This window comes from Mucilaginibacter sp. 14171R-50 (assembly GCF_010093045.1).
Lineage (GTDB): Bacteria > Bacteroidota > Bacteroidia > Sphingobacteriales > Sphingobacteriaceae > Mucilaginibacter.
In genome coordinates this window covers 358782-379331 of sequence record NZ_CP048115.1, presented here as the reverse complement: position 1 = coordinate 379331, position 20550 = coordinate 358782, and the positions used below count along the sequence as shown (strand labels likewise).

Here is a 20550-nt window from a genome sequence, read left to right as displayed (position 1 = left end):
AGAGGTACCAGCTTTAAGATATAGGTTTGTATGATGTTAATAGTCAAACAAAATATCTATTTTTAGCTTATACCTCAAATCCTTATAATGGCAAAATATATTGGTAAATTGTTTTTGGCATTTACCGTACTGGCAGCAGTTTTTTCAAGTGAATCTGTGACGGCTCAGACGGCACGTCCTGATACCGTTTACAGCGGCATTTATATCACCAGCATTCACGATATAAATTTTAAGGATAAAGAATACAGCATTAATCTGTGGCTGTGGCTTAAATATAAGAACAAAAAGTTCGATTTTTTGCACAACCTGGAAGTACCGCAAGCCAAATCAGTTACAACCTCTTACTCAACCGTAGATTCGAGCGACAACAGGATATATTTACTGATGAAGCTGCAATGTGTAATGAAGGATTCCTGGGCTATAAATAACTTTCCGTTCGACAGGCAGAAGCTGCGTTTCTCGATCGAAAATTCGCAATTTGATTCGAAGTCGCTGGTGTTTGCAGCCGATACACTGGGCAAGCATTTCGACCCTCGCTTCACCCTGCGCGGCTGGCACATTGATAGTTTGAATGTATCAACAGGTATCAAAGTTTACGAAACCGGTTTTGGCGACGAGAGCCTGGCCAAGCCCCATACCGAATACAGCAACTTTAAAGTTAGGGTGCAGCTGGACAGAAATGCTATGGGTTTGTTCTGGAAAATGTTCCTGGGGATGTATGTCGCATTCCTGATAGCTTATATGTGCTTTTACATCCACACGGATAGTATCGACTCACGCTTTGGTTTAAGCGTTGGCGCCCTTTTTGCCGTTATTGGTAACAAGTATATAGTCGATTCGTCGCTTCCCGAATCCACTACATTTACGCTGGTTGATACCCTTCATGGCGTTACCCTGATATTCATTTTGGCGGTGATTATCGGCACTTCACTTTCTCTGAAAATGGTAAAGCGCGAACAAATTGAAAAAGCCAAAAAGTTCGATTTCATATTTGCGCAGGTTGTGTTGGTGGCTTATATCATTTTAAACGCCTGGTTTATTTTCGAGGCTACGAGATACTAGCTGTATAACTGTTAAGCCTTTTTTCTTTTACGCTTAAAATCACCGTCCTTGTTTTTGCTGATAGCGGCAAGTATAAACGCGCTGCTGCTAAATGCCAATGCCTCTAAGGCGCTTACAATCTCGTTGCCATGTAAACCTCGCGGATCCGCAAGTGCCCGTGGAATGTGGAGTAGCAAAAACCATATGAATATCATTAAACCCAGTAAATTTGCTGCCAGGCGAAGTTTTATGTTCAGCATTATTCCTAAGCCCGCCGCGATGAGCGCTGCGCCTGTAAAATAAGTCCAGAAAACAGGGAAGACAGCCCATTGGGGTACAAGCCCCGGCACAAAGTCTATGTAAACAAAATGCTCTATGCCAAACACAAACATGGTTATAGCCAAAAAGAAGCGGCCGGCGGGTATGATGGCCTCAAACCCTGTTACATAGGCTCCGGATTTTGGCGCCGATGCAGCAACTATAAGCGCGCAGCCGCTCAAAGCGAATATTTTAAGTGCATTAGCCCAGCTTCCTAAAAAAGCAGGTGTGGTCCTGAACTGATTGGGTATATGAAATATAATCAGTAGTGTCAGGAATATCAGCCCTAAATAAACAGCGGCCGGCCGTGCTTTGTTATCAACAATTATCAGCCCACCCAAGGTAGCCAGTATAATGCTCCCTACCCAAACTGCCACGTGCGATGTTACAAGATCCTTGGGCCAGGGGACTATAACGGGCATATAAACTGAAAATACTACCTGCTGTATAGCAATAGCTATTATGGCGACAGCGAAAAATATCCGCCATATTTTGTTTGAATCTTTCATGGATTAAGGTTACATAGGGTTTACCTGTACAAGTTACAAACATCGTGTTAACTGCAAAGGGTAATTTGCTTTTTTGAGCATGTGCTTGTAACGTTTATCGCCTTGCAGACTCAAATTCTTACAGATGTGTATCAAATTACAGATGTCTAACAAAGCAATTTTTCATATACATTTGAATGCTATAATCCAATACAATGTCTAAACCTGAAGCTCAGCCGGCGCTTGTTCATCCCAAACAAAAGATAAATTATATCGATCATCTTAAAGTGATGCTTACCGTGCTGGTAATAATGCACCATTCCTTTATAGCATACGGAGCGCCGGGTGGCTGGTATTATACTCAAAAAACCACGCTTACAGCTGCCCTTATCCCCATGACGGCATTTGTAGCTGTTAACCAGGCTTTTTTTATGGGCTTTTTCTTTTTCCTGTCGGCATTGTTTGTACCATCTTCTTATGATAAAAAGGGCCCCGTTAAATTCATTACCGACCGCCTCATGAGGTTGGGCCTGCCTTTAGTTTTTTATTCGTTTATTCTTTCGCCGATACTTAGCTATATTCCATATAATTGGGTCGGGGAGCATCATATAACATACCTGCAATACTTAGGCGGCTTTAATAGCTGGATAGATTTCGGTGTTCTTTGGTTTGTTGCCGCGCTGCTTTTGTTCACTTTTATATATGTTTTATACCGTATAGTAATTAAGCAGACAAGCAAGACAGTTGCCATGCCAACCGTTACAACCATTTTAGTGTTTGCCTTAATTATCGGTGTTATCAGCTACGTTGTCCGCATCGTATTTCCGGTAGGATGGGTGTTAAAACCGGTAGGTTTTCAGTTAGGGCATTTTCCTCAGTATGTTAGTTTATTCATATTGGGGTTGATAGCTTCGAAAAGTAAATGGCTTAACCATGCCGAGTACAAAACTGGTAAACGTATGCGTACAATTGCCTTGTGCGTGGTGCTTATCGGCTTTCCTTTATTTTTTATTGTACGCAATTTGCTCAATTTTCCGGTAGCCTGGTTTACCGGCGGCATCCACTGGCAATCGTTATGGTATGCCGTATGGGAACAATTGGTGGGCTTTGCTATTATTAGTTCGCTGCTTGGCATTGGCAAATACAGGTGGAATAAGTCATCGGCTTTTCTGAGCAAATTATCGCGCAGCACATTCGCTGTTTATATTTTTCACCCGCTTATCATCATCTCCTTATCGGTTATGGCACGGAACTGGGGCATAGATCCCGCTATAAAACTATTGGTTGTTGCACCAACAGCGGTAGTACTTAGCTTTTTATTAGGATTGGCAATAGTGCGTATTCCTGGTGTGAATAAGGTAGTTTGATATTACCCAGGCACTTTTAATTTTATTTCATCAGCAGGCTTGTTTCAAATTCTCTATTTTTGCACCAGCATGAAAACAAAGCAGCCCACAATACTTGTAGTAAATGATGATGGTATAACCGCGCCGGGTATAAAAGCCCTTATGCACACCATGAAAGAGCTTGGCAGGGTGGTGGTAGTAGCGCCAGATAGCCCGCAATCGGGCATGGGCCATGCCATAACCATAGGCAAACCCCTGCGTTTAGATAAGGTTGATATTTACGAAGGTATTGAAATGTACAGCTGCAGCGGCACACCGGTGGATTGTGTGAAACTTGCTGTAAACACGGTATTAAAAGGTGTAAAGCCCGATCTGTGTGTATCTGGTATCAATCACGGTTTAAATAATTCTATAAACGTGTTATACTCGGGCACAATGTCGGCAGCAGTTGAAGGGGCTATTGAACGCATCCCTTCTATCGGATTTTCGCTGGACGATTATACTAACCAGGCTAATTTCGACCATTGCCAAAAGTTCGTAAAGGAACTTGCCACACAGGTTTTAAACAATGGCTTGCCTGTAGGGACAGTGCTAAATGTAAATTTCCCGGCCGGGCATAACATTAAGGGTGTAAAAATTTGTCGTCAGGCTAATGCCAAATGGGCTGAAGAGTTTGATGAACGCGTTGACCCGCATAAGCGGCCTTATTATTGGCTAACAGGTATTTTTACAAATGACGATAACGGCGAGGATACCGATGTTTGGGCGCTTGAGCACAATTATGCATCGGTTGTGCCGGTTCAGTTTGATATGACGGCCCACCACGCTATCCCTGTTTTAAACTCCTGGAATTTTAATGTTTAAAAAAAACAACCTTTTTTTGGGGATACTTTACGGCTTTGCGGCCCCTGTTTTGGCCTGGGTGATATTTGCGGTGGTATTAAATAACGGAAGCTTTTTTTTAGATAAGCCTGCCGCTCCGTACCTGATAGCCCTGGCTTTAAATTTAGTGATGTTAAGATTCTCGGCAAGGGCGCATCTTGATAAAACATCAAACGGGATAATGATCACTACATTTGTATGCACATTACTGATATTTGTGTTTAAAATGCATATCTAAAGATAAGTGTGCGGATTTACGATGTGCTGACGGGATTTTTGGTGCCGGGAGGCTTTAATCAATAAATGGTTAACTCAATAACTTTAGCATGAAGTACTACCTGGTAGCAGGCGAAGCATCGGGCGACCTGCACGGGGCCAACCTGATGAAGGCTTTGAAAGAGCTTGACGGGCAGGCCGAGTTTCGTTTTTTTGGCGGCGACCTGATGCAGGCCCAGGGTGGTACGCTGGTTAAACACTACGCCGATATGGCGTTTATGGGTTTCGTAGAAGTTATACTAAACCTGAACACGATTCTTAAAAACCTGAAGAAATGTAAACGGGATATTGCCTCCTTCCACCCCGACGTTTTGATATTGATAGATTTCCCGGGATTTAACTTAAAAATAGCCGAATTTGCTAAAGCTAATGGCTTGTTGGTTTGCTATTATATCTCGCCGAAGGTTTGGGCCTGGAACCAGAAACGGGTACTTAAAATAAAAAAGATAGTAGATCACCTGTTTTGTATCCTGCCTTTCGAGGTTGATTTTTACAAAAGCTGGGGCATGGATATAGATTATGTAGGAAACCCCTTGCTTGATGCTGTAGATGCATTTAAAGCGGATGCTAATTTCCTGACGAATAATAACCTGACCGGAAAAAAAGTCATTGCCTTATTACCCGGTAGCCGTAAGCAGGAAATAAGCAGGTTATTGCCGGAGATGCTGGGTGTTACCGATGACTTTCCAGACCACCAGTTTGTTATAGCGGGGGCGCCATCGTTTGATTTAGAGTATTACAAACAATATCTGAATGATAAGGATATCCCGGTAATATTTAATGCTACTTATGATGTCTTGGCCATTGCCCGGGCGGCGGTTGTAGCGTCGGGTACGGCCACTTTAGAAACTGCTCTTTTTAACGTACCACAGGTGGTTGTTTATAAAGGCAACGCGCTTACCATTGCCATAGGGCGTTTGCTTATCAAAATAAAATTTATATCGCTTGTAAACTTGATAATGAATACCGCGGTGGTTAAGGAACTGATACAACAGGACTGTACAAAGGAGGAAATAACCCGGGAGTTGGATAAGTTACTGAATGATCAAAATTATCGCAAAAAAATACTTGACGGGTATAATACACTTCATGAAAAAATGGGTTCGCCGGGGGCTTCGGAAAAAGCGGCAAAATTGATCGTAAAATATGCCTCAAAACAACAAAGCCCGGCTTAATAAGCAGGGCCTTGTTTGTCTCAAAAAGATGTTTTAAATAGAGCAGATATATGATTGATCAGGCAGCCGATAATTGTTGGTTCACAACGGCCTGTTTGTTGCTTGATGAAAATTGGTTCCTCTCCCTGAAAGATCTTAGGTCTTCCATTAATAAAGTCTTTAAGTCGTTATCAAAACGGGTAAGTAATTTACTTGCAGCAGGTTTTTTATAAGCTTTCATAGGTTAAGATAGTTAGTGTTGTGAGTTTTGGGATATGTTTAAACTACGCGGCTGTCAGGCGGCCCGGGTTTTTTGATTTTATTGCTTTTAGGTCGCTCATCAAAATGTTCATTAATTCTTTATCAAAGCGGTTAACTAATTTGCTGGTAGCAGGTTTTTGGTAAGTTTTCATAATTCAATATTTTAAGTTTTTTAGTTTATTGTTTAGTTTCTTTATCGTCTTCTTCCTGGTTTTCGCTAAGGTTATCATGTCTGCGTTTCGCTTCTTTGTATTGCCTCGCAATTTGTTCCTTATCCCTTTCGTCGGATGTTTTTTCAGGAGCTTGTGGGTTTTCCCACTCTTTCTCTTCGCCCGTGTTTTCAGTTTTCTTATCGATTACCATTTTAACTCCGTTTGATAAGTAGTATTCCAATTCGATGCCAAACTTTCAATTCGCGGATAAAAAAAGGACATTTAAGGAGGAATATTTCTTAAAAGAAAGCAAAAACGCCTTTAGAATGCATTATTGGGCTATTTTTTATTTTGGGGTGTACGTAATTGTGGATGAAAAAAAACTACATGTGTCGTATAGAATGGTCAGCACCGGGTTATAATCGTAACAAAGTGTACGGTTGTGAACAGTGAAGTGTTTGTTTTGCACCGGTCAGAAAACAAAAAAGCGGCTTATGGCCGCTTTAATATTGTTTAATGGTATTTATGCACTATGGCTGTGTTTGCATACCGCCGAACTTGGTACCGTAGTCTTTAAGCTGTGCGCTTATTTTTGCGCTTAAGGCATCCTGCTTAAAGTCTTTGGTAACGGTGGCCATACTGTTTAATAAAGACAGGGCCATCTGTACGTCGCGCGTATTTAATCCCGCGTCACCTTTTTGAAATAAGGTGTAATTGAATTTCAGCTGATCTATAACATAATCATCCACCTGGTTCACAAATTTAACAGCTAAGGCAGTGTCGCCTATTCTGAACAGGCTTTCAGACATCCAGTACTTCCTGACCGCCAATTCTGTCGAAATGATCGTTGAAGGCATTACGTCTTCATATTTCTTAAGTGTGTTTTTTGCAAGATCACGGTGCCCTTCTTTCAAAAGATTATCAGCAAGAGTTGCGTATAAACGTGTGATCAGCGGGTAAAACAAGTTTAACGATTCATGATCAAGGTATTTAGCAGTTTTAAAATTGCCGTATTTATACTTATTTATCATGTTATTATACATAATAAGCGTATTGCTGTATTCCTGCGGCTGTACAGTGCTATCCGGCTTATATGGCATAAGGCGGGAGGCAAAGCCTTCGCTGTAAAGGTATTTGTCGAGGCCGAGCATATTATCGCTCGGCACGGTGGTGGCAAAATATACCGGCCGTTTCCAGTTGTTAGTGGCCAGTATATCCATCATGGCCAGGTTATCTTTGGTTACATATTTACCCGGATAGGTCCAGTCCATTTCGGATACGATGCGGTCTTTTTGGTCGGCCGGTACCGAGCCCGCCTTAACGACCTCATCTGCATTTACCGTCATTTTAAAGTTTTTGGTGGGCAGATAGTTCGCATTCTCGCCATTTTGATACTGCACCATGTTATCTTTATTGTCCGACGTTATAAAATCAAACACCTCCTTTAACTCAATAGGGCCGGCCACCTTTGCGTCATTGTAATATATTACATCGCGTACGCCGGCTTTGAATTTATCGTTAGGCATACTGATAGGTAATGGCGCCGATTCGTTCATTTTTTGTTTCATCTGGCGTATGTACCAATCAGTACCCAGCAAGCTTAAATTTACGATACGCACATCCGGCCTTACCCCTTCCACTTCCTGTATATACCAAAGCGGGTAGGTGTCGTTATCAGCATAAGTAAACAAAATGGCATTTGGCGCGCAAGAGTTTAAATAATCATAAGCGATATCATGCGGCGTAAGTTTAGTGGAGCGGTCGTGGTCGTCCCATTCCTGGCTTGCCATTAAAACCGGCGCTGCCAGCAAGCAAACCACCGATGCTATGATAGCGCTGGTTTTGGCATTTATTTTCTTGCTCAAAAACTCGGCAATGAGCAATACACCCAGGCCTATCCATATGGCAAAGGCATAAAACGATCCGGCATAGGCGTAATCACGTTCGCGCGGCTGTAAAGGGTCCTGGTTAAGGTAAAGCACAATGGCTAATCCCGTAAAAAAGAATAATACGGTTACCACACCTGCATCGCGCTGATTGCGTTTAAAGTGATAAACTACCCCCAACAGGCCAATTATAAGCGGCAGGAAGAAAAGCCTGTTGTACGATTTGCTTTGTGTAACAGTGCTTGGGAGTTCCTTACCAAAGTTAAAACCGCTTAACCAGCTGCCGTCTATCCCTTGCGCCGTTTGGCCGTCCATTTCATTAGCACGGCCGGCAAAATTCCATAAAAAGTAACGGGTGTACATTTGTGTTACCTGCCAGGTGCTGAAGAAGCCAATATTAGTTGCCATTGTAGGCTGTTCTTCAGGGCCCAGGTTGCTCCACATCCTATAAAACTCGGCGTGCCCCGGTTTTTGGCTGAACATGCGTGGGAATAAGGTGTTGCGATCGTAAATGGTGTTTAATTTTTTACCCGCAATCTCATATTTCTTTTCGCCACGGCGATAAATATTAGCGCCCTCAGTTTGGTCGATAGCTTTCGAATCAAAGTATTCGCCATATAATAAAGGAGTATCGCCGTATTGGTCGCGGTTAAGATAACTATTCAATGCGAAGGCATCCTGGGGGTCGCTGTTGTTTAGGTTTGTACCCGCCTTTGCACGGATAACTATCATTACAAATGAGCTGTAACCAAAAAGGATAAATACCGTGCAAATTAAAATACGGTTTAACGCCACGCGTTTTTCGCGTACTTTTAAAACATATTCAAGCAAGGCAAGTATGGCAATTCCGGCTATCAGCCCAACAATGCCGGCGCTGAAGCCCAGCAGCAATACAAAACAGCTAACTGCCGCCCACATGTAACTGGCCCGGGCATTAATGGTATAAATAATCCCTAAAGCCAGCGCGGCCATAACAAGCAAGTAGAATATAATGGCACCGGTATTAAAGCCCATCCCCAGGGTGTTCACAAAAAACAGATCAGAGAAGGCTGCACCTTTAACTGTAAATTGTATTACGCCCCATAGGATCAGGGCAACAGTGATTATACCCAAAATAAACGACCATATAGTGCCCGGCGTAGTAACCTGTTTTGCCCTGCGGAAATATATAACCAACGCAATTGCCGGTATCACCAGCAGGTTTAGCAAGTGGATACCGATAGATAAACCCATTACATAAGCAATAAATATGATCCATTTATCGGCACGGGGCTCGTCGGCATGGGCTTCCCATTTCAGTATAGCCCAAAAAACTACGGCGGTGCAAAGTGATGATTGCGCATAAACTTCACTCTCTACAGCCGAGAACCAAAAGGTATCTGACCAGGTATAGGCCAGCGCGCCAACCAAACCGGCGCCCATTATCTGGATAATGTTTGTTTGGGTTATTTGTTCGCCGGCTTTAACAATCAGCTTTTTAGCCAGGGCGGTTATGGTCCAAAACAAAAATATAATTGTTGCGCCGCTTGATAAAGCCGAAGCCATATTGGTAAAATAGGCCACCTTCATGTTGTTACCGAACGATAGGAGCGAAAATACCTTGCCTATCATAGTAAACAGCGGTGCACCCGGCTGGTGCGCTACCTGCAGGCGGTATATACAGGCAATAAATTCACCGCAATCCCAAAAACTGGTAGAGGGCTCCAGCGTTAAAATGTATGTTATAGAAGCAATTATACCGACTGCCCAGCCAAAAATATTGTTTATCTTATTGTAGTTCATGCTGTAATTACGAGCTAAGTAAGGTTTAAGCTGACGAAATTAACAAAAACATTAAGATGTTTATGTTAAAACCAAAACCTTAACACTTTTTAACGGATGTTGTGATCTGAAAATAAATGCGGTTACTTTTTTAAATTTTACTTTTGACTATTGAAAAATCGTCCTATATTTGCATTCCTTTTTGGGAAGGCTTACAAACCAAAGGAGATTGCCTGATAGTATAATGGTAGTACGACGGTTTTTGGTACCGTTTGTCTAGGTTCGAATCCTGGTCGGGCAACATTGAAATTTCGGATTTCGGATTTTTAGTTTCGGATTTATATCCTGATGAAAATCGAAATCCGATTGTTGTTTAACACGGGGTTGATATTTAAGAAGGGTGGCGAGGGAGTAAATCTGATATCGTACATCTCAAATCTAAAATCAAAAGATGCCTTTACAGTTTAATACGGTTAAGCTATTTGCAGGTTCGGGTTCGCAGGAACTGTCAAAACACATTGCTGAATCATACGGCCAGGAACTTGGCGATGTGGTTTTATCGCGTTTCAGCGATGGCGAGTTTCAGCCGCATTTTAACGAGTCTATCCGCGGTTGCGATGTGTTTTTGATACAGAGCACGCACCAGCCAACCGATAACCTGATGGAGCTGTTAATGATGATAGATGCCGCCCGGCGTGCGTCTGCCCATTACATTATAGCGGTTATCCCTTATTTTGGATTGGCACGCCAGGACAGGAAAGATAAGCCCCGTGTTGCAATAGGTTCAAAACTGGTAGCTAATTTACTGGTAGCCGCAGGTATAAACCGTATCATGACGATGGACCTGCACGCTGCTCAGATACAGGCGTTTTTTGATGTGCCGGTAGATCACCTGGATGCATCTATCATATTTGTGCCCTATATAAAAAGCCTTGGTTTGGGTAACCTTACCATTGCATCGCCTGATATGGGCGGTTCGTACAGGGCGCGTAGCTTTGCCAAGTTCTTTAATGCCGAGGTAGTAATTTGCGATAAACGCCGCAAACGTGCAAATGAAATTGAAAGCATGACCATTATTGGCGATGTTACAGACCAGGACATTGTACTGATAGATGACATTTGTGATACGGCAGGTACGCTTGCAAAAGCTGCCGGTTTGATTATGGAGCGTGGGGCAAAAAGCGTTCGCGCGGTTTGTACACACCCGGTATTATCAGGTAAGGCTTACGAAACTATCGAGAATTCGGCGTTAACTGAACTGATAGTAACCGATACCATACCGTTAAAACACTCGAGCCCTAAAATAAAGGTGCTTACCACTGCCGATCTGTTTGCAAAGGCAATAAGCAACGTTAACGAGCATGGCTCAATAAGCCAGTTGTTCAGGGTAGATTAATAAAAGAGACTTAAAATATCCATACCGTGTTGGTATGGCTTTGAATAATAAATAAATAATGAAATCAATTGCTATTAGCGGTTCTCCAAGAGAGAACGTAGGGAAAAGAGACGCTAAAGAACTGCGTTACCAGGGCTTAGTGCCAGCAGTACTTTACGGTGGGTCAACCCAAACCCACTTTGCAGTGTCCGCAGCTGATTTGAGAGCCGTAGTTTATACTCCGGTTGTTCATTTCATCGACATTGACGTAGCCGGCGTAAAATCAAGGGCTATAATTAAAGATATGCAGTTCCACCCGTTAACGGAACAACTTATCCACATCGACTTTTTATTGCTCGATGAAAACAAACCGGTAACTATTGAGATCCCTGTTAAATTAACAGGAACTTCGCCGGGTGTTAAAGTAGGCGGTAAGTTAGTTCAAAAATTAAGGAAACTACGCGTAAAGGCTTTGCCTAAAGACCATTTAGATAACATCGAAGTGAGCATCGAAGCGCTTGAGGTTGGTAAATCAGTAAAAGTTAACGAGATCAAGATCCCTAACCTTACTATCACCAATGCGCAGGAAGATACTATCGTATCTGTTACTACTTCGCGTGCATTACGCCAGGCTGAACAAGAGGCAGGCAAAAAATAATTTAGTCGGTCACTGCACCAGCTTAAAATTTAAAGCGACGGAAAAACCGTCGCTTTTTTTATGCACCTGGTTTTTTAGCAGTTAAACCCTTATAAAAATTTAAAAAAAGTTTGCTAAATCGATTTACAATCGTAATATTTGTGATAATTAAACTTAAATCAAAGGCTTATCATGAGAAAATTACTCCTACTGCTAACGGCAATTATGCTTGTTGTGTCTTGTTCTAAAGATTATAAACGATTTCCAAGTCCCGGAAGAATGATCAAACAATTTTCGCTTGCAGAAGGGCAGATGGGCCCTGCGGTGTTTAATAATACTACACATACTATAGTGGTTACAGTGCAGAAAGGTGCTAACATGGCTGCACTAAAGGCTAATATGGTAATATCTGAAGGGGCAACCGTGTCGCCTGCATCCGGTGCGAGTTTTGATGCTACATCGTTGAAACAGGTATTTGTAGTCACGGCCGAATCGGGCGAGACGTACGACTGGAATGTGGAGTTTAAAGTTTTTGATATAAACGATATACAATACGGCGTATTTGCTATTGCCGGCAACAACGGCAAAATGCTACAGGTGGCAGGCAATTATACCTTTAATGAGAAATATAAGGATAACCAAAAAGTAGAAGCCGTTACAAGTGCTTCGGCGATGCCGCTTTGGCAAAAATGGCACCTCATATATAATAGCACAGCCGGAGGCGTAAGGTATTACCAGATCCGCAATCTGTTCACCGGGAAGTTTTTGAATGCCCCCGCTGGTGCACAGGCAGGTACAGTAGCTGAGCAATATCGGGAATCGGCCGCAGCAGCAGAATTGTGGGTAATTAAGCAATCATCAACCATAGGCGCATTTAATATTGTTAATAAGACTACGGGCCTGGTGCTTAATGTATCAGCCGCAGATAATAATGTAACCCTGCAGCAGGCTGATGATAATAGTAGCAGCCAGCGCTTCACCCTTACACCGCTTGCAGAGGAGGCTTACAGGGACGACTCGGCAATAGGGTTTTTTGAGAGAAATGACCCAAGCCAGGGTTCGGTAGCGTTTGACCAGGGTACCAGTGTACCGCTGAGCGATGGCCGCGTTCTATGGATAACACAAGATGCCTGGGATGGTTCCAGGTTACGCGATAATCATAAATTTTCATGTTCGGACTTTTTTAATTACAACAACTCGGTAATGATTCAACCAACAGCGACCGACTGGAACCCCGACCATACCACTAACATGACAATACCAAACAGCGCGCATGGAAGGCCGCGGCAGGTGTTTAATAACCAGCCTGGCACAGATTGGTCGTGGCCGGGCTTAGGTGTTCAAATAAACGGTAGCGTTTGGGTACAGTGCGGCGAGGGTAAAGGCCTCAGCAGCACTAACCAGTCGCTGTATAAGTTAACACCAAATGCAGGCAACGAATGGACGGCTGAGCGTTTTACACCCCAGGGTATGTCGGGCCAGGTAGATATCAGTTATTCTACGGGTATGGTAAAGGGTAACGATGGTTATGTGTATTCTTTCGGCTCCCAAGGCTTCAACTTCGGTTATGGCAATAATATTTTTGTAGCCCGGTTCGCACAAAGTGATCCGTTGAAATGGACGTTTTGGGACGGTGCTTCTTGGGTAAACATGCCTACCGCCAGCGATGCGGCAAAAATTGCTGTAGGGCCGGGTAATAACTCAATCTCTTATCTTAACGGTAAATACATTATGATGTCAATGGACCAGGGCTTCAACTGCGAGGATAAGCGTGATATATATATATCCACATCAAGCAGCCCAACAGGTCCGTTTACCACTCCAAAGTATATATATACAGTTAGCGAATATTTAGCCGGTAAGTACGCACGTTATTATACGCCGTCAATTCACCCCGAATCGGTTAACGGCCATAACGAACTGTTACTTACCTTTTGCCTTAATTTTTCGGGCTGCGGCGTTTCAGATTGTCAGGAAGGTTATCTCGACCCTTATTACTATCGTGTAAAAAACATCCGCGTGCCGTATTCGGTAGTGGGGTTATAAAGCAAAGCGACGTGTTTTTTAGCAAAGCCGCCTATACTTTAGGCGGCTTTGCTATTTAGAATAACCTAACCCTTGCGCTCATCTGACGAGTGCTTTGGAAGTTTTAGCATTCTTTCCGCGGTGATAAAAGAAGGCGGTTCGAAGAAGCAAAGGCCTGTTGACTTAAATAATGGGTAAACCGATGAGTTACTTATTGCCGTTTTTGTTTTACTTTGCTATTTCTTAATTTATGGCAATCAGGCCTTATTTTAGTAAGTTTTTAAAGAAAGCCCCGGTGGCTAAACCGGGTTTAGCGGGTATGAAATATCTTATCGTTGGTTTAGGGAATATCGGGCCGGAGTATGCCGATACGAGGCATAACATTGGTTTTATGGTGTTGGATGAAATGGCAAAGCAGGAGGGAGCGAAGTTTTACACCATGCGCCTTGCTTCCTACGCCGAAGTAAACCATAAGGGCCGCAGCCTGCACCTTATTAAGCCAACCACTTACATGAACCTTAGCGGTAAAGCGCTTAATCACTGGATGAAGGAACTGAAGATCCCGGTGCAGAATGTATTGGTAGTTGTGGACGATATAGCATTGCCATTAGGCACCCTGCGATTAAAACCTAAAGGCAGCGCCGCGGGGCATAACGGCTTAAAGAACATCGAAGCAATATTGGGTAACAATGAATACGCCAGGCTTAGGTTTGGTGTGGGCGATAATTTCCCAAAAGGGCGGCAGGTAGATTATGTATTAAGCGGCTTTGATGATGATGAAAAGCCCGAATTACCTGCCTTGATTGAGCGCTCGATAGAGATGATAAAAAGCTTTACTACCATTGGTACGGAGTTAACCATGACCAAATTCAATAAGTAGCGTTTTTGTTACAAATTACCCGTATTTATAACGGCGTAGGTTGCAACGAAGGCTTATCTTCGCGCGTCTTTTAGGCTAAACTATTGAATGAAAATATTTCTGCTGGCAGTGCTTGGTTTCTGCACTACCCTTACATTTGCACAATCACCAGTACAAAACATTACTATAAAGGGTCTGGTTATCGATTCGGCTATTAATAAACCCCTTAGTTTTGTAACCGTTGCCTTAACAGATGCCGCCAGCAACGCCCCTGTAAAAAGTATGCTCACCAAAGATGACGGTACTTTTGAACTTGGGGGTGTCCCTCAAAAGCGTTATAAACTTGCATTGGTCTACATGGGCTATGGTACCAAAGTGATCGATATACCGGGTGATAAAAAGATGGTCGACGTGGGTAGTGTGCTGCTTGCAGCTACGCATAATCAATTAAAAGAAGTATCGGTTGTTGCGGCCAGGCCGTTGATGAAACAGGAGGTTGACCGCCTGAGTTACGACGTGCAGGCAGACCCGGAAGCAAAAGCCGTCACCGCGCTTGATATGATCCGAAAAGTGCCGCTGCTGTCTGTTGATGGCAACGATAATATCAAACTGCGCGGAAGCGGCAATTACAAGATATTATTGAACGGTAAAGAGTCGGCACTGATGGCGCGTAACCCGTCAGATATATTAAAAGCCATGCCGGGTACCAACATTGTAAAGATAGAGGTAATAACCACACCACCTGCCAAGTACGACGCCGAGGGATTGGCAGGTATTATCAATATCATTACTCAAAAAAAGGGAGATGAAGGGTACAATGGCTCGGTAAACCTTAATTATAACAGTATATGGGGGCCGCGGGCTAATATAAACCTTACAGCAAAAAAAGGCAAGTTTGGAGTTAATGCCTACGCAGGTACGGGGCACAGGCCGAAGCGCCCTACAGATTTTTATAATCAAACAGATTTCCTGCTGCAGCCATCATCAGTGGTGCAAACGGGTAATCGTTTTGGTACCGGAAACAATAACTATGTAAGTACCGAGCTAAGTTTTGAGGCCGATAGTTTAAATCTGTTGACCGGTACTTTCAATTACTACCGCGGCACTAACTTAAACTTATCTACACAATTTACTACCGAAACTAATGCGGGTGTTGCCAACAGTTACACTACTACCAACAATGGTGATGGTGCATACCACGGTGCCGATTTTGGGCTTAACTACCAGTTAGGTTTTAAAGGCAATAAAGACCGGTTGCTTACCGCCTCTTATAAATACAGCGATTTTGGTAATAACGCCCTTAATCTTGTATCTCCGGGAAACAGTGCCGATTTTCGTCAGTTAAATAATTCCGGTGCAAAAGAGCATACCACGCAATTGGATTATGTGCACCCGCTTAAAAAACTGAACATAGAAGCCGGGGGTAAAATGATAAACCGTAATAACTACAGTACCTTTCATACCGACCTGAAGGACGCGACGGGTAATTACATGGATAACAGCGGACAGGCAAACGATTTTGACTACCATCAAAATGTATATAGCGCCTATAACTCTTATACACTTAAATTTACCAAATGGACATTCAAAGCGGGCGCGAGGTATGAGCGTACCGAGATCAACGCCAACTTTACATCAACCAGTACCAACCTCAATCAATCCTATACCAATGTTGTGCCATCGTTCTCGATGCAACGCTCGTTAAACAATAGCAGCCTTACGTTTGGTTTTACTCAACGTATACAGCGCCCCGGTATATGGCAACTTAACCCGTTTGTTGATAGTACCAATACCAAATACATTAGCAGGGGTAACCCTGCATTGCGCCCGGCCGTTAATAATAATTTCGAGCTTAGTTACGGCAACTTCGCAAAAGGATCGCTTAATATCAGCTTAAGCTATGCTTTTGCCAATAATACTATTCAAAATTTATCAAGCGTAAATGGCACCGTTACCACCAGCACTTATGCTAACGTAGGTAAAAACAAAAACCTGGGGTTAGATGTAAATTGGAACTACCCCATAACAACCAAATTTAATGTAAACGTAAATGCCGAGATAATGCGCGTGTGGTTAAAAGGCACGTTCAATAACGAGTTTTTTACTAACAGCGGTTACCAGGGGCATGTATTTACCAATAGCAGTTACAAATTTAGTGATGGTTACCGGGTAGGGGTTAATGTTGGGTTTGATAGCCGCTATGTGCTATTGCAGGGCATTGATAATTACTACCTTGGTTATGGTTTCAACGCATCTAAAGAGCTGTTTAATAAAAAAGCCACATTGTCATTATACGCCAACGGACCGTTTAGCAAGTTTATAAAGCTTGATTTTTATACGCATACCGATTCGTTTAACAACTTTTCCTATAACTACCAAAACTTCAGGTCTATCGGCATAGGCTTCAACTATAAGTTTGGCAGCTTAAGCGCAGCTATCAAAAAAAACCAGCGCGGAATTAATAATGATGATTCACTTGGCGGTGCTAAAAATTGATATTTTAGCCCCATGAAAGTTTACGGCATCACCAACTGCAACACGGTAAAAAAAGCGCTCGACTGGTTAAAAGCAAATAACGTAGCATACGAGTTTCATGATTTTAAGAAGCTGGGCGTAAGCGCCGAAAAACTGAACGAGTGGGATGAGAAAGCGGGTTACGAAAAGTTCTTGAACAAGCAGGGCCTAACCTGGAAACAGCTTGACCCGGCGGTTAAAGAAAGTATCAAAACAAACAAGGACGCCTTGCAATTATTGCAGCAAAAAACCAGTATGATCAAACGCCCCGTTATAGAAAATGGCGATTTATTGTTTTTTGGCTTTGATGAAGCCGTTTATAATAAGGCGTTTAAGTAATTTATCACAGACTGTTAATCCGTAACTTACTTATTACACTTTGTAATTTGATGACACACTCAAATGTATAATGTGTATTATTGTCTTTGTTTTTACCAAATCATTATAAAATTATGAAACTGAAACTAATTGCCGGTTGTACGCTGGCTATTATGGCCGTTAGCAGCGTTGTTGTACAGGCGCAGCAACAGGAGCAGCCGGCTGCCGGCAACTATAATTACCATGATCCGTTTGCACCTTTTTTTTACACGAAAAATGGGTCGGAGTTTCGCGCGGCGGATGGGCAGCCGGGGCCAAGGTATTGGCAAAACCGGGCCGATTACCAACTGAACGCACGGCTTAATGATCAAACCAACGAAGTTACCGGTTCTGAAGTTTTAACGTATACCAACAACAGCCCTCAAAAACTTGACTTTTTATGGATGCAGTTAGATCAGAACCTTTTTGCCGAAGGCTCACGTGGTTCGGCAATTATACCGCCAAGCGGTAGCCGTAACGGTGGCCGTGGCGATTTGAGCAAAGGCGGATATAAAATTAAGTCGGTTAAGGTTGGCGATACCCCTGTTAAGTATTTAATCGAAGATACCCGGATGCAGATATTTTTGCCTGCCGGTGTAAATGCTAATGGCGGCCAGGTAAAACTTAACATCGAGTACTCATTTATTGTGCCCGATTACGGATCTGACCGTACCGGTATCCAGGAAACAAAAAATGGTAAAATTTACACTGTAGCACAATGGTATCCCCGCATGTATGTGTACGATGATATAATGGGATGGAATGCTGTGCCTTACACTGGCCCGGGAGAGTTTTACCTGGAGTACGGCGATTTTGATCTGAATATTACTGCACCGGCCAATCATATAGTGGTTGCATCGGGCGAGTTGCAAAATCCGCAGGACGTTTACACGCCCGAGCAGTTAAAACGCTGGGCGCAGGCAGAAAAAAGCGAGCAGACCGTAATGATACGCTCAGCAAACGAAGTAACCAGCCCTGCATCGCGCCCGGCGGGCAAAAAAGAGCTTACCTGGCACTTCAAAATAAAGAATGCGCGCGACGCTTCATGGGGTTCATCGGCAGCGTTTATTGTTGATGCTGCTAAAATGGACCTGCCAAGCGGCAAAAAATCTATCGCTATATCGGCTTATCCGGTTGAAAGCGATGGCAACGATGCCTGGGGCCGATCAACCGAGTATGTAAAAAAATCTATTGAGTATAATTCGCAAAAATGGTTCGAATATCCTTATCCTGCCGCTACCGCAGTTGCCGGCAGGGTTGGTGGCATGGAATACCCTGGTATTGTGTTCTGTGGTTTCAAAGCAAAAAAATCACAGCTTTGGGGTGTTAACGATCACGAGTTTGGCCATACCTGGTTCCCGATGATCGTAGGCTCGAACGAACGTTTATACGGCTGGATGGATGAAGGCTTTAATACCTTTATAAATACTTTAAGCACCGCTGACTTTAATAAAGGCGAGTACGCAAGCAAAAAACAGGATATGCACAAAGCGGGGGCATTTGTAACAAGCGCACAGATGGAACCGATAATGAGTTATCCGGAAAACCTGAAAGAAGCCAACACCGGTTGGATGCTATACTTTAAACCCGGCATGGGCTTAACTATGCTGCGCGAAACTATCCTGGGCCCTGAGCGCTTCGATTATGCTTTCCGTACTTACATTGCACGCTGGGCATTTAAACACCCTACGCCTGATGATTTCTTCAGGACAATGGAAAACGCGAGCGGCGAGAATCTGAGCTGGTTTTGGAGAGGCTGGTTTGTAAACAACTGGCGATTGGATGTTGCTGTGCGCGATGTTAAATATGTAGGCGGCGATGCAAATAAGGGCGCATTGATCACCATCGAAAACCTTGATAAGCTGGTGATGCCGGTTATCCTGGATATTAAAACAGTAAGCGGTAAGGTTACCCGTCTTAAACTGCCTGTTGAAATATGGGAACGTAACAATAGCTTTGTTGTAAAATACCCATCTACAGAAGAAATACAATCAGTTACTTACGACCCAGACAAAGTATTACCCGATTATAACCCGGATAATAATGTTTGGCAAAAGTAATTTTCATAAAAACCCGGTTTAGGCCGGGTTTTTTATTGATTTTAGGCTGTTAATTTGAAACTTTTAAAGGAATAAACAGGTTTAATAATATAGCTAATATATGCGCCATGAAACAGGTATTTTGGGTTGCCGTTATATTGATATCAACCACCGCGTTTGCAAATGCACAGGGTGTTTTTAAAGGAACTGTTTATGAGCAGGGCACCAACATCCGCTTATCAGATGTTTTTATACGTGATATAAATAACCGCCAGGTAAGCATTACCGATAACAAAGGCAATTTTGCCATACGTGCTGCGGCAGGGCAAACCCTTATATTTAATTCGCCGGGGTATACTTCAGATACCCTGTACCTGATAGACCTTACCCCCAAAAAGATAATGCTTACCACGCAAACTATCTCGTTAAGGCAGGTAAACATTACTGCCAAACGCACGCCATTTAATCCCCGGGCCGAATACCCCGAGGTGTATGAAAAAAGTAAGGTGTATGTATTTTCGCCATCAACATGGTTTAGCAGCGAAGGTAAAAAGGCGCGGCGGTTAAAACGGTACTTTCAGCGTGAGGCCGAACAGCGCGGTATCGACGCTGCGTTTAGCCCCGCTTACGTTAGCAGTTTGGTGCCGTTGAGAGGTACCGACCTTGAAAACTTCATGACGATGTTTAGGCCTACCTATGCCTTTATACGCAGTAATAATGCCGAATCGATGGTGGCTTATGTAAATGACAGCTATAAAAAGTTTATGGCCCTGCCGCCTGACAAGCGGGCCCCACAGCCCCTTAAACCCTAAAAATGCCCAGGTTTAAATCGGCGGAAAAAATTATAAAATATTGTATTTCAGTTTTAAAAGTATTTCCATACCTTTGACGTCCCTGAAAGGAGGTATTTGGAATTATGATCATCATTAACGTAAAAGACGGCGAATCATTAGATAAGGCATTAAAACGCTTTAAAAAGAAATTTGAAAAAACGGGTGTTTTAAGAGAACTGCGCAGTCGCCAGGCTTTCGAGAAAAAATCAATTACCCGCAGGCATGAAATCAAACATGCTATCTATAAGCAGAATATGAACTTGGAAACTACTGTTTAATTCTCGTAGACGAATTTTACAGATTTTCTTGTCACTATAAAAAAACTATTTGTACATTCAATTTATTG

General features: G+C 43.0%; 19 protein-coding genes and 1 tRNA gene. 15 read left to right on the top strand and 5 right to left on the bottom strand.

Annotation, left to right across the window (positions count from 1 at the left end; genetic code table 11):
* Positions 1-87 precede the first annotated feature (87 nt).
* Complete coding sequence (locus tag GWR56_RS01690; RefSeq protein ID WP_162429456.1) at positions 88-1062, top strand: hypothetical protein; 975 nt, start codon at positions 88-90, stop codon at positions 1060-1062.
* 11 nt (positions 1063-1073) lie between these two features.
* Here the strand turns inward: GWR56_RS01690 and GWR56_RS01685 are convergent, their stop codons facing one another.
* Entirely contained in the window at positions 1074-1868 is a 795-nt protein-coding gene (locus GWR56_RS01685) for a hypothetical protein (RefSeq protein WP_162429455.1), read from the bottom strand.
* Positions 1869-2062: 194 nt separating this feature from the next.
* On the opposite strand from GWR56_RS01685, the gene GWR56_RS01680 reads away from it, so the two are divergent.
* From GWR56_RS01680 to lpxB, 4 genes are all read left to right on the top strand, one after another.
* Positions 2063-3214: an acyltransferase gene (locus tag GWR56_RS01680; RefSeq protein ID WP_162429454.1), complete on the top strand. Its 1152-nt coding sequence runs from the start codon at positions 2063-2065 to the stop codon at positions 3212-3214.
* A 69-nt stretch (positions 3215-3283) separates the two neighbouring features.
* The gene (surE, locus tag GWR56_RS01675; protein ID WP_162429453.1) at positions 3284-4057 is read left to right on the top strand and encodes a 5'/3'-nucleotidase SurE; all 774 of its coding nucleotides are present in this window, start codon (positions 3284-3286) and stop codon (positions 4055-4057) included.
* Positions 4050-4313: a hypothetical protein gene (locus tag GWR56_RS01670; protein WP_162429452.1), complete on the top strand. Its 264-nt coding sequence runs from the start codon at positions 4050-4052 to the stop codon at positions 4311-4313. The genes surE and GWR56_RS01670 overlap by 8 nt, the downstream gene beginning before the upstream one ends.
* A gap of 88 nt (positions 4314-4401) precedes the next feature.
* Positions 4402-5526: a lipid-A-disaccharide synthase gene (gene lpxB, locus GWR56_RS01665; protein WP_162429451.1), complete on the top strand. Its 1125-nt coding sequence runs from the start codon at positions 4402-4404 to the stop codon at positions 5524-5526.
* A 58-nt stretch (positions 5527-5584) separates the two neighbouring features.
* Here the strand turns inward: lpxB and GWR56_RS01660 are convergent, their stop codons facing one another.
* The 4 genes from GWR56_RS01660 to GWR56_RS01650 form a co-directional block, all read right to left on the bottom strand.
* Positions 5585-5746 carry a hypothetical protein gene (locus GWR56_RS01660; RefSeq protein WP_162429450.1) on the bottom strand — a complete coding sequence of 54 codons (162 nt, stop codon included), beginning with the start codon at positions 5744-5746 and terminating at the stop codon, positions 5585-5587.
* A gap of 43 nt (positions 5747-5789) precedes the next feature.
* Entirely contained in the window at positions 5790-5918 is a 129-nt protein-coding gene (locus tag GWR56_RS20675) for a hypothetical protein (RefSeq protein ID WP_255456703.1), read from the bottom strand.
* Between the two features lie 25 nt (positions 5919-5943).
* Positions 5944-6129, bottom strand: coding sequence for a hypothetical protein (locus tag GWR56_RS01655; RefSeq protein WP_162429449.1), 186 nt, complete (start codon positions 6127-6129; stop codon positions 5944-5946).
* 319 nt (positions 6130-6448) lie between these two features.
* Positions 6449-9586 (bottom strand): protein O-mannosyl-transferase family, encoded by a 3138-nt coding sequence (locus GWR56_RS01650; protein WP_162429448.1) that lies wholly within the window; start codon positions 9584-9586, stop codon positions 6449-6451.
* A gap of 209 nt (positions 9587-9795) precedes the next feature.
* Between GWR56_RS01650 and GWR56_RS01645 the strand changes: the two genes are divergently transcribed.
* The 10 genes from GWR56_RS01645 (at position 9796) to rpsU (ending at position 20482) form a co-directional block, all read left to right on the top strand.
* Positions 9796-9866: transfer RNA gene (locus tag GWR56_RS01645), tRNA-Gln, on the top strand.
* Between the two features lie 150 nt (positions 9867-10016).
* Positions 10017-10961 (top strand): ribose-phosphate pyrophosphokinase, encoded by a 945-nt coding sequence (locus tag GWR56_RS01640; RefSeq protein WP_162429447.1) that lies wholly within the window; start codon positions 10017-10019, stop codon positions 10959-10961.
* A gap of 58 nt (positions 10962-11019) precedes the next feature.
* Complete coding sequence (locus GWR56_RS01635) at positions 11020-11598, top strand: 50S ribosomal protein L25/general stress protein Ctc (RefSeq protein ID WP_162429446.1); 579 nt, start codon at positions 11020-11022, stop codon at positions 11596-11598.
* A 258-nt stretch (positions 11599-11856) separates the two neighbouring features.
* Entirely contained in the window at positions 11857-13623 is a 1767-nt protein-coding gene (locus tag GWR56_RS01630) for an RICIN domain-containing protein (protein WP_238395284.1), read from the top strand.
* Positions 13624-13921: 298 nt separating this feature from the next.
* Positions 13922-14482, top strand: a complete 561-nt coding sequence (gene pth / locus GWR56_RS01625; protein ID WP_162433073.1) for an aminoacyl-tRNA hydrolase — start codon at positions 13922-13924, stop codon at positions 14480-14482.
* 87 nt (positions 14483-14569) lie between these two features.
* The gene (locus tag GWR56_RS01620; RefSeq protein ID WP_162429444.1) at positions 14570-16957 is read left to right on the top strand and encodes a TonB-dependent receptor domain-containing protein; all 2388 of its coding nucleotides are present in this window, start codon (positions 14570-14572) and stop codon (positions 16955-16957) included.
* 12 nt (positions 16958-16969) lie between these two features.
* Positions 16970-17314 carry a Spx/MgsR family RNA polymerase-binding regulatory protein gene (locus GWR56_RS01615; RefSeq protein WP_162429443.1) on the top strand — a complete coding sequence of 115 codons (345 nt, stop codon included), beginning with the start codon at positions 16970-16972 and terminating at the stop codon, positions 17312-17314.
* 113 nt (positions 17315-17427) lie between these two features.
* The gene (locus GWR56_RS01610; protein WP_162429442.1) at positions 17428-19392 is read left to right on the top strand and encodes a M1 family metallopeptidase; all 1965 of its coding nucleotides are present in this window, start codon (positions 17428-17430) and stop codon (positions 19390-19392) included.
* 107 nt (positions 19393-19499) lie between these two features.
* Positions 19500-20183, top strand: coding sequence for a carboxypeptidase-like regulatory domain-containing protein (locus tag GWR56_RS01605; protein WP_162429441.1), 684 nt, complete (start codon positions 19500-19502; stop codon positions 20181-20183).
* A gap of 104 nt (positions 20184-20287) precedes the next feature.
* Positions 20288-20482, top strand: a complete 195-nt coding sequence (rpsU, locus tag GWR56_RS01600) for a 30S ribosomal protein S21 (RefSeq protein ID WP_067059690.1) — start codon at positions 20288-20290, stop codon at positions 20480-20482.
* Positions 20483-20550: the final 68 nt, after the last annotated feature.

Excerpts from the sequence above, each read along its gene's own strand:
- GWR56_RS01690 (WP_162429456.1), top strand. The coding sequence starts at position 88 with ATGGCAAAATATATTGGTAAATTGTTTTTGGCATTTACCGTACTGGCA.
- GWR56_RS01685 (WP_162429455.1), bottom strand. The coding sequence starts at position 1,868 with ATGAAAGATTCAAACAAAATATGGCGGATATTTTTCGCTGTCGCCATA.
- GWR56_RS01680 (WP_162429454.1), top strand. The coding sequence starts at position 2,063 with ATGTCTAAACCTGAAGCTCAGCCGGCGCTTGTTCATCCCAAACAAAAG.
- surE (WP_162429453.1), top strand. The coding sequence starts at position 3,284 with ATGAAAACAAAGCAGCCCACAATACTTGTAGTAAATGATGATGGTATA.
- GWR56_RS01670 (WP_162429452.1), top strand. The coding sequence starts at position 4,050 with ATGTTTAAAAAAAACAACCTTTTTTTGGGGATACTTTACGGCTTTGCG.
- lpxB (WP_162429451.1), top strand. The coding sequence starts at position 4,402 with ATGAAGTACTACCTGGTAGCAGGCGAAGCATCGGGCGACCTGCACGGG.
- GWR56_RS01660 (WP_162429450.1), bottom strand. The coding sequence starts at position 5,746 with ATGAAAGCTTATAAAAAACCTGCTGCAAGTAAATTACTTACCCGTTTT.
- GWR56_RS20675 (WP_255456703.1), bottom strand. The coding sequence starts at position 5,918 with ATGAAAACTTACCAAAAACCTGCTACCAGCAAATTAGTTAACCGCTTT.
- GWR56_RS01655 (WP_162429449.1), bottom strand. The coding sequence starts at position 6,129 with ATGGTAATCGATAAGAAAACTGAAAACACGGGCGAAGAGAAAGAGTGG.
- GWR56_RS01650 (WP_162429448.1), bottom strand. The coding sequence starts at position 9,586 with ATGAACTACAATAAGATAAACAATATTTTTGGCTGGGCAGTCGGTATA.
- GWR56_RS01640 (WP_162429447.1), top strand. The coding sequence starts at position 10,017 with ATGCCTTTACAGTTTAATACGGTTAAGCTATTTGCAGGTTCGGGTTCG.
- GWR56_RS01635 (WP_162429446.1), top strand. The coding sequence starts at position 11,020 with ATGAAATCAATTGCTATTAGCGGTTCTCCAAGAGAGAACGTAGGGAAA.
- GWR56_RS01630 (WP_238395284.1), top strand. The coding sequence starts at position 11,857 with ATGATCAAACAATTTTCGCTTGCAGAAGGGCAGATGGGCCCTGCGGTG.
- pth (WP_162433073.1), top strand. The coding sequence starts at position 13,922 with ATGAAATATCTTATCGTTGGTTTAGGGAATATCGGGCCGGAGTATGCC.
- GWR56_RS01620 (WP_162429444.1), top strand. The coding sequence starts at position 14,570 with ATGAAAATATTTCTGCTGGCAGTGCTTGGTTTCTGCACTACCCTTACA.
- GWR56_RS01615 (WP_162429443.1), top strand. The coding sequence starts at position 16,970 with ATGAAAGTTTACGGCATCACCAACTGCAACACGGTAAAAAAAGCGCTC.
- GWR56_RS01610 (WP_162429442.1), top strand. The coding sequence starts at position 17,428 with ATGAAACTGAAACTAATTGCCGGTTGTACGCTGGCTATTATGGCCGTT.
- GWR56_RS01605 (WP_162429441.1), top strand. The coding sequence starts at position 19,500 with ATGAAACAGGTATTTTGGGTTGCCGTTATATTGATATCAACCACCGCG.
- rpsU (WP_067059690.1), top strand. The coding sequence starts at position 20,288 with ATGATCATCATTAACGTAAAAGACGGCGAATCATTAGATAAGGCATTA.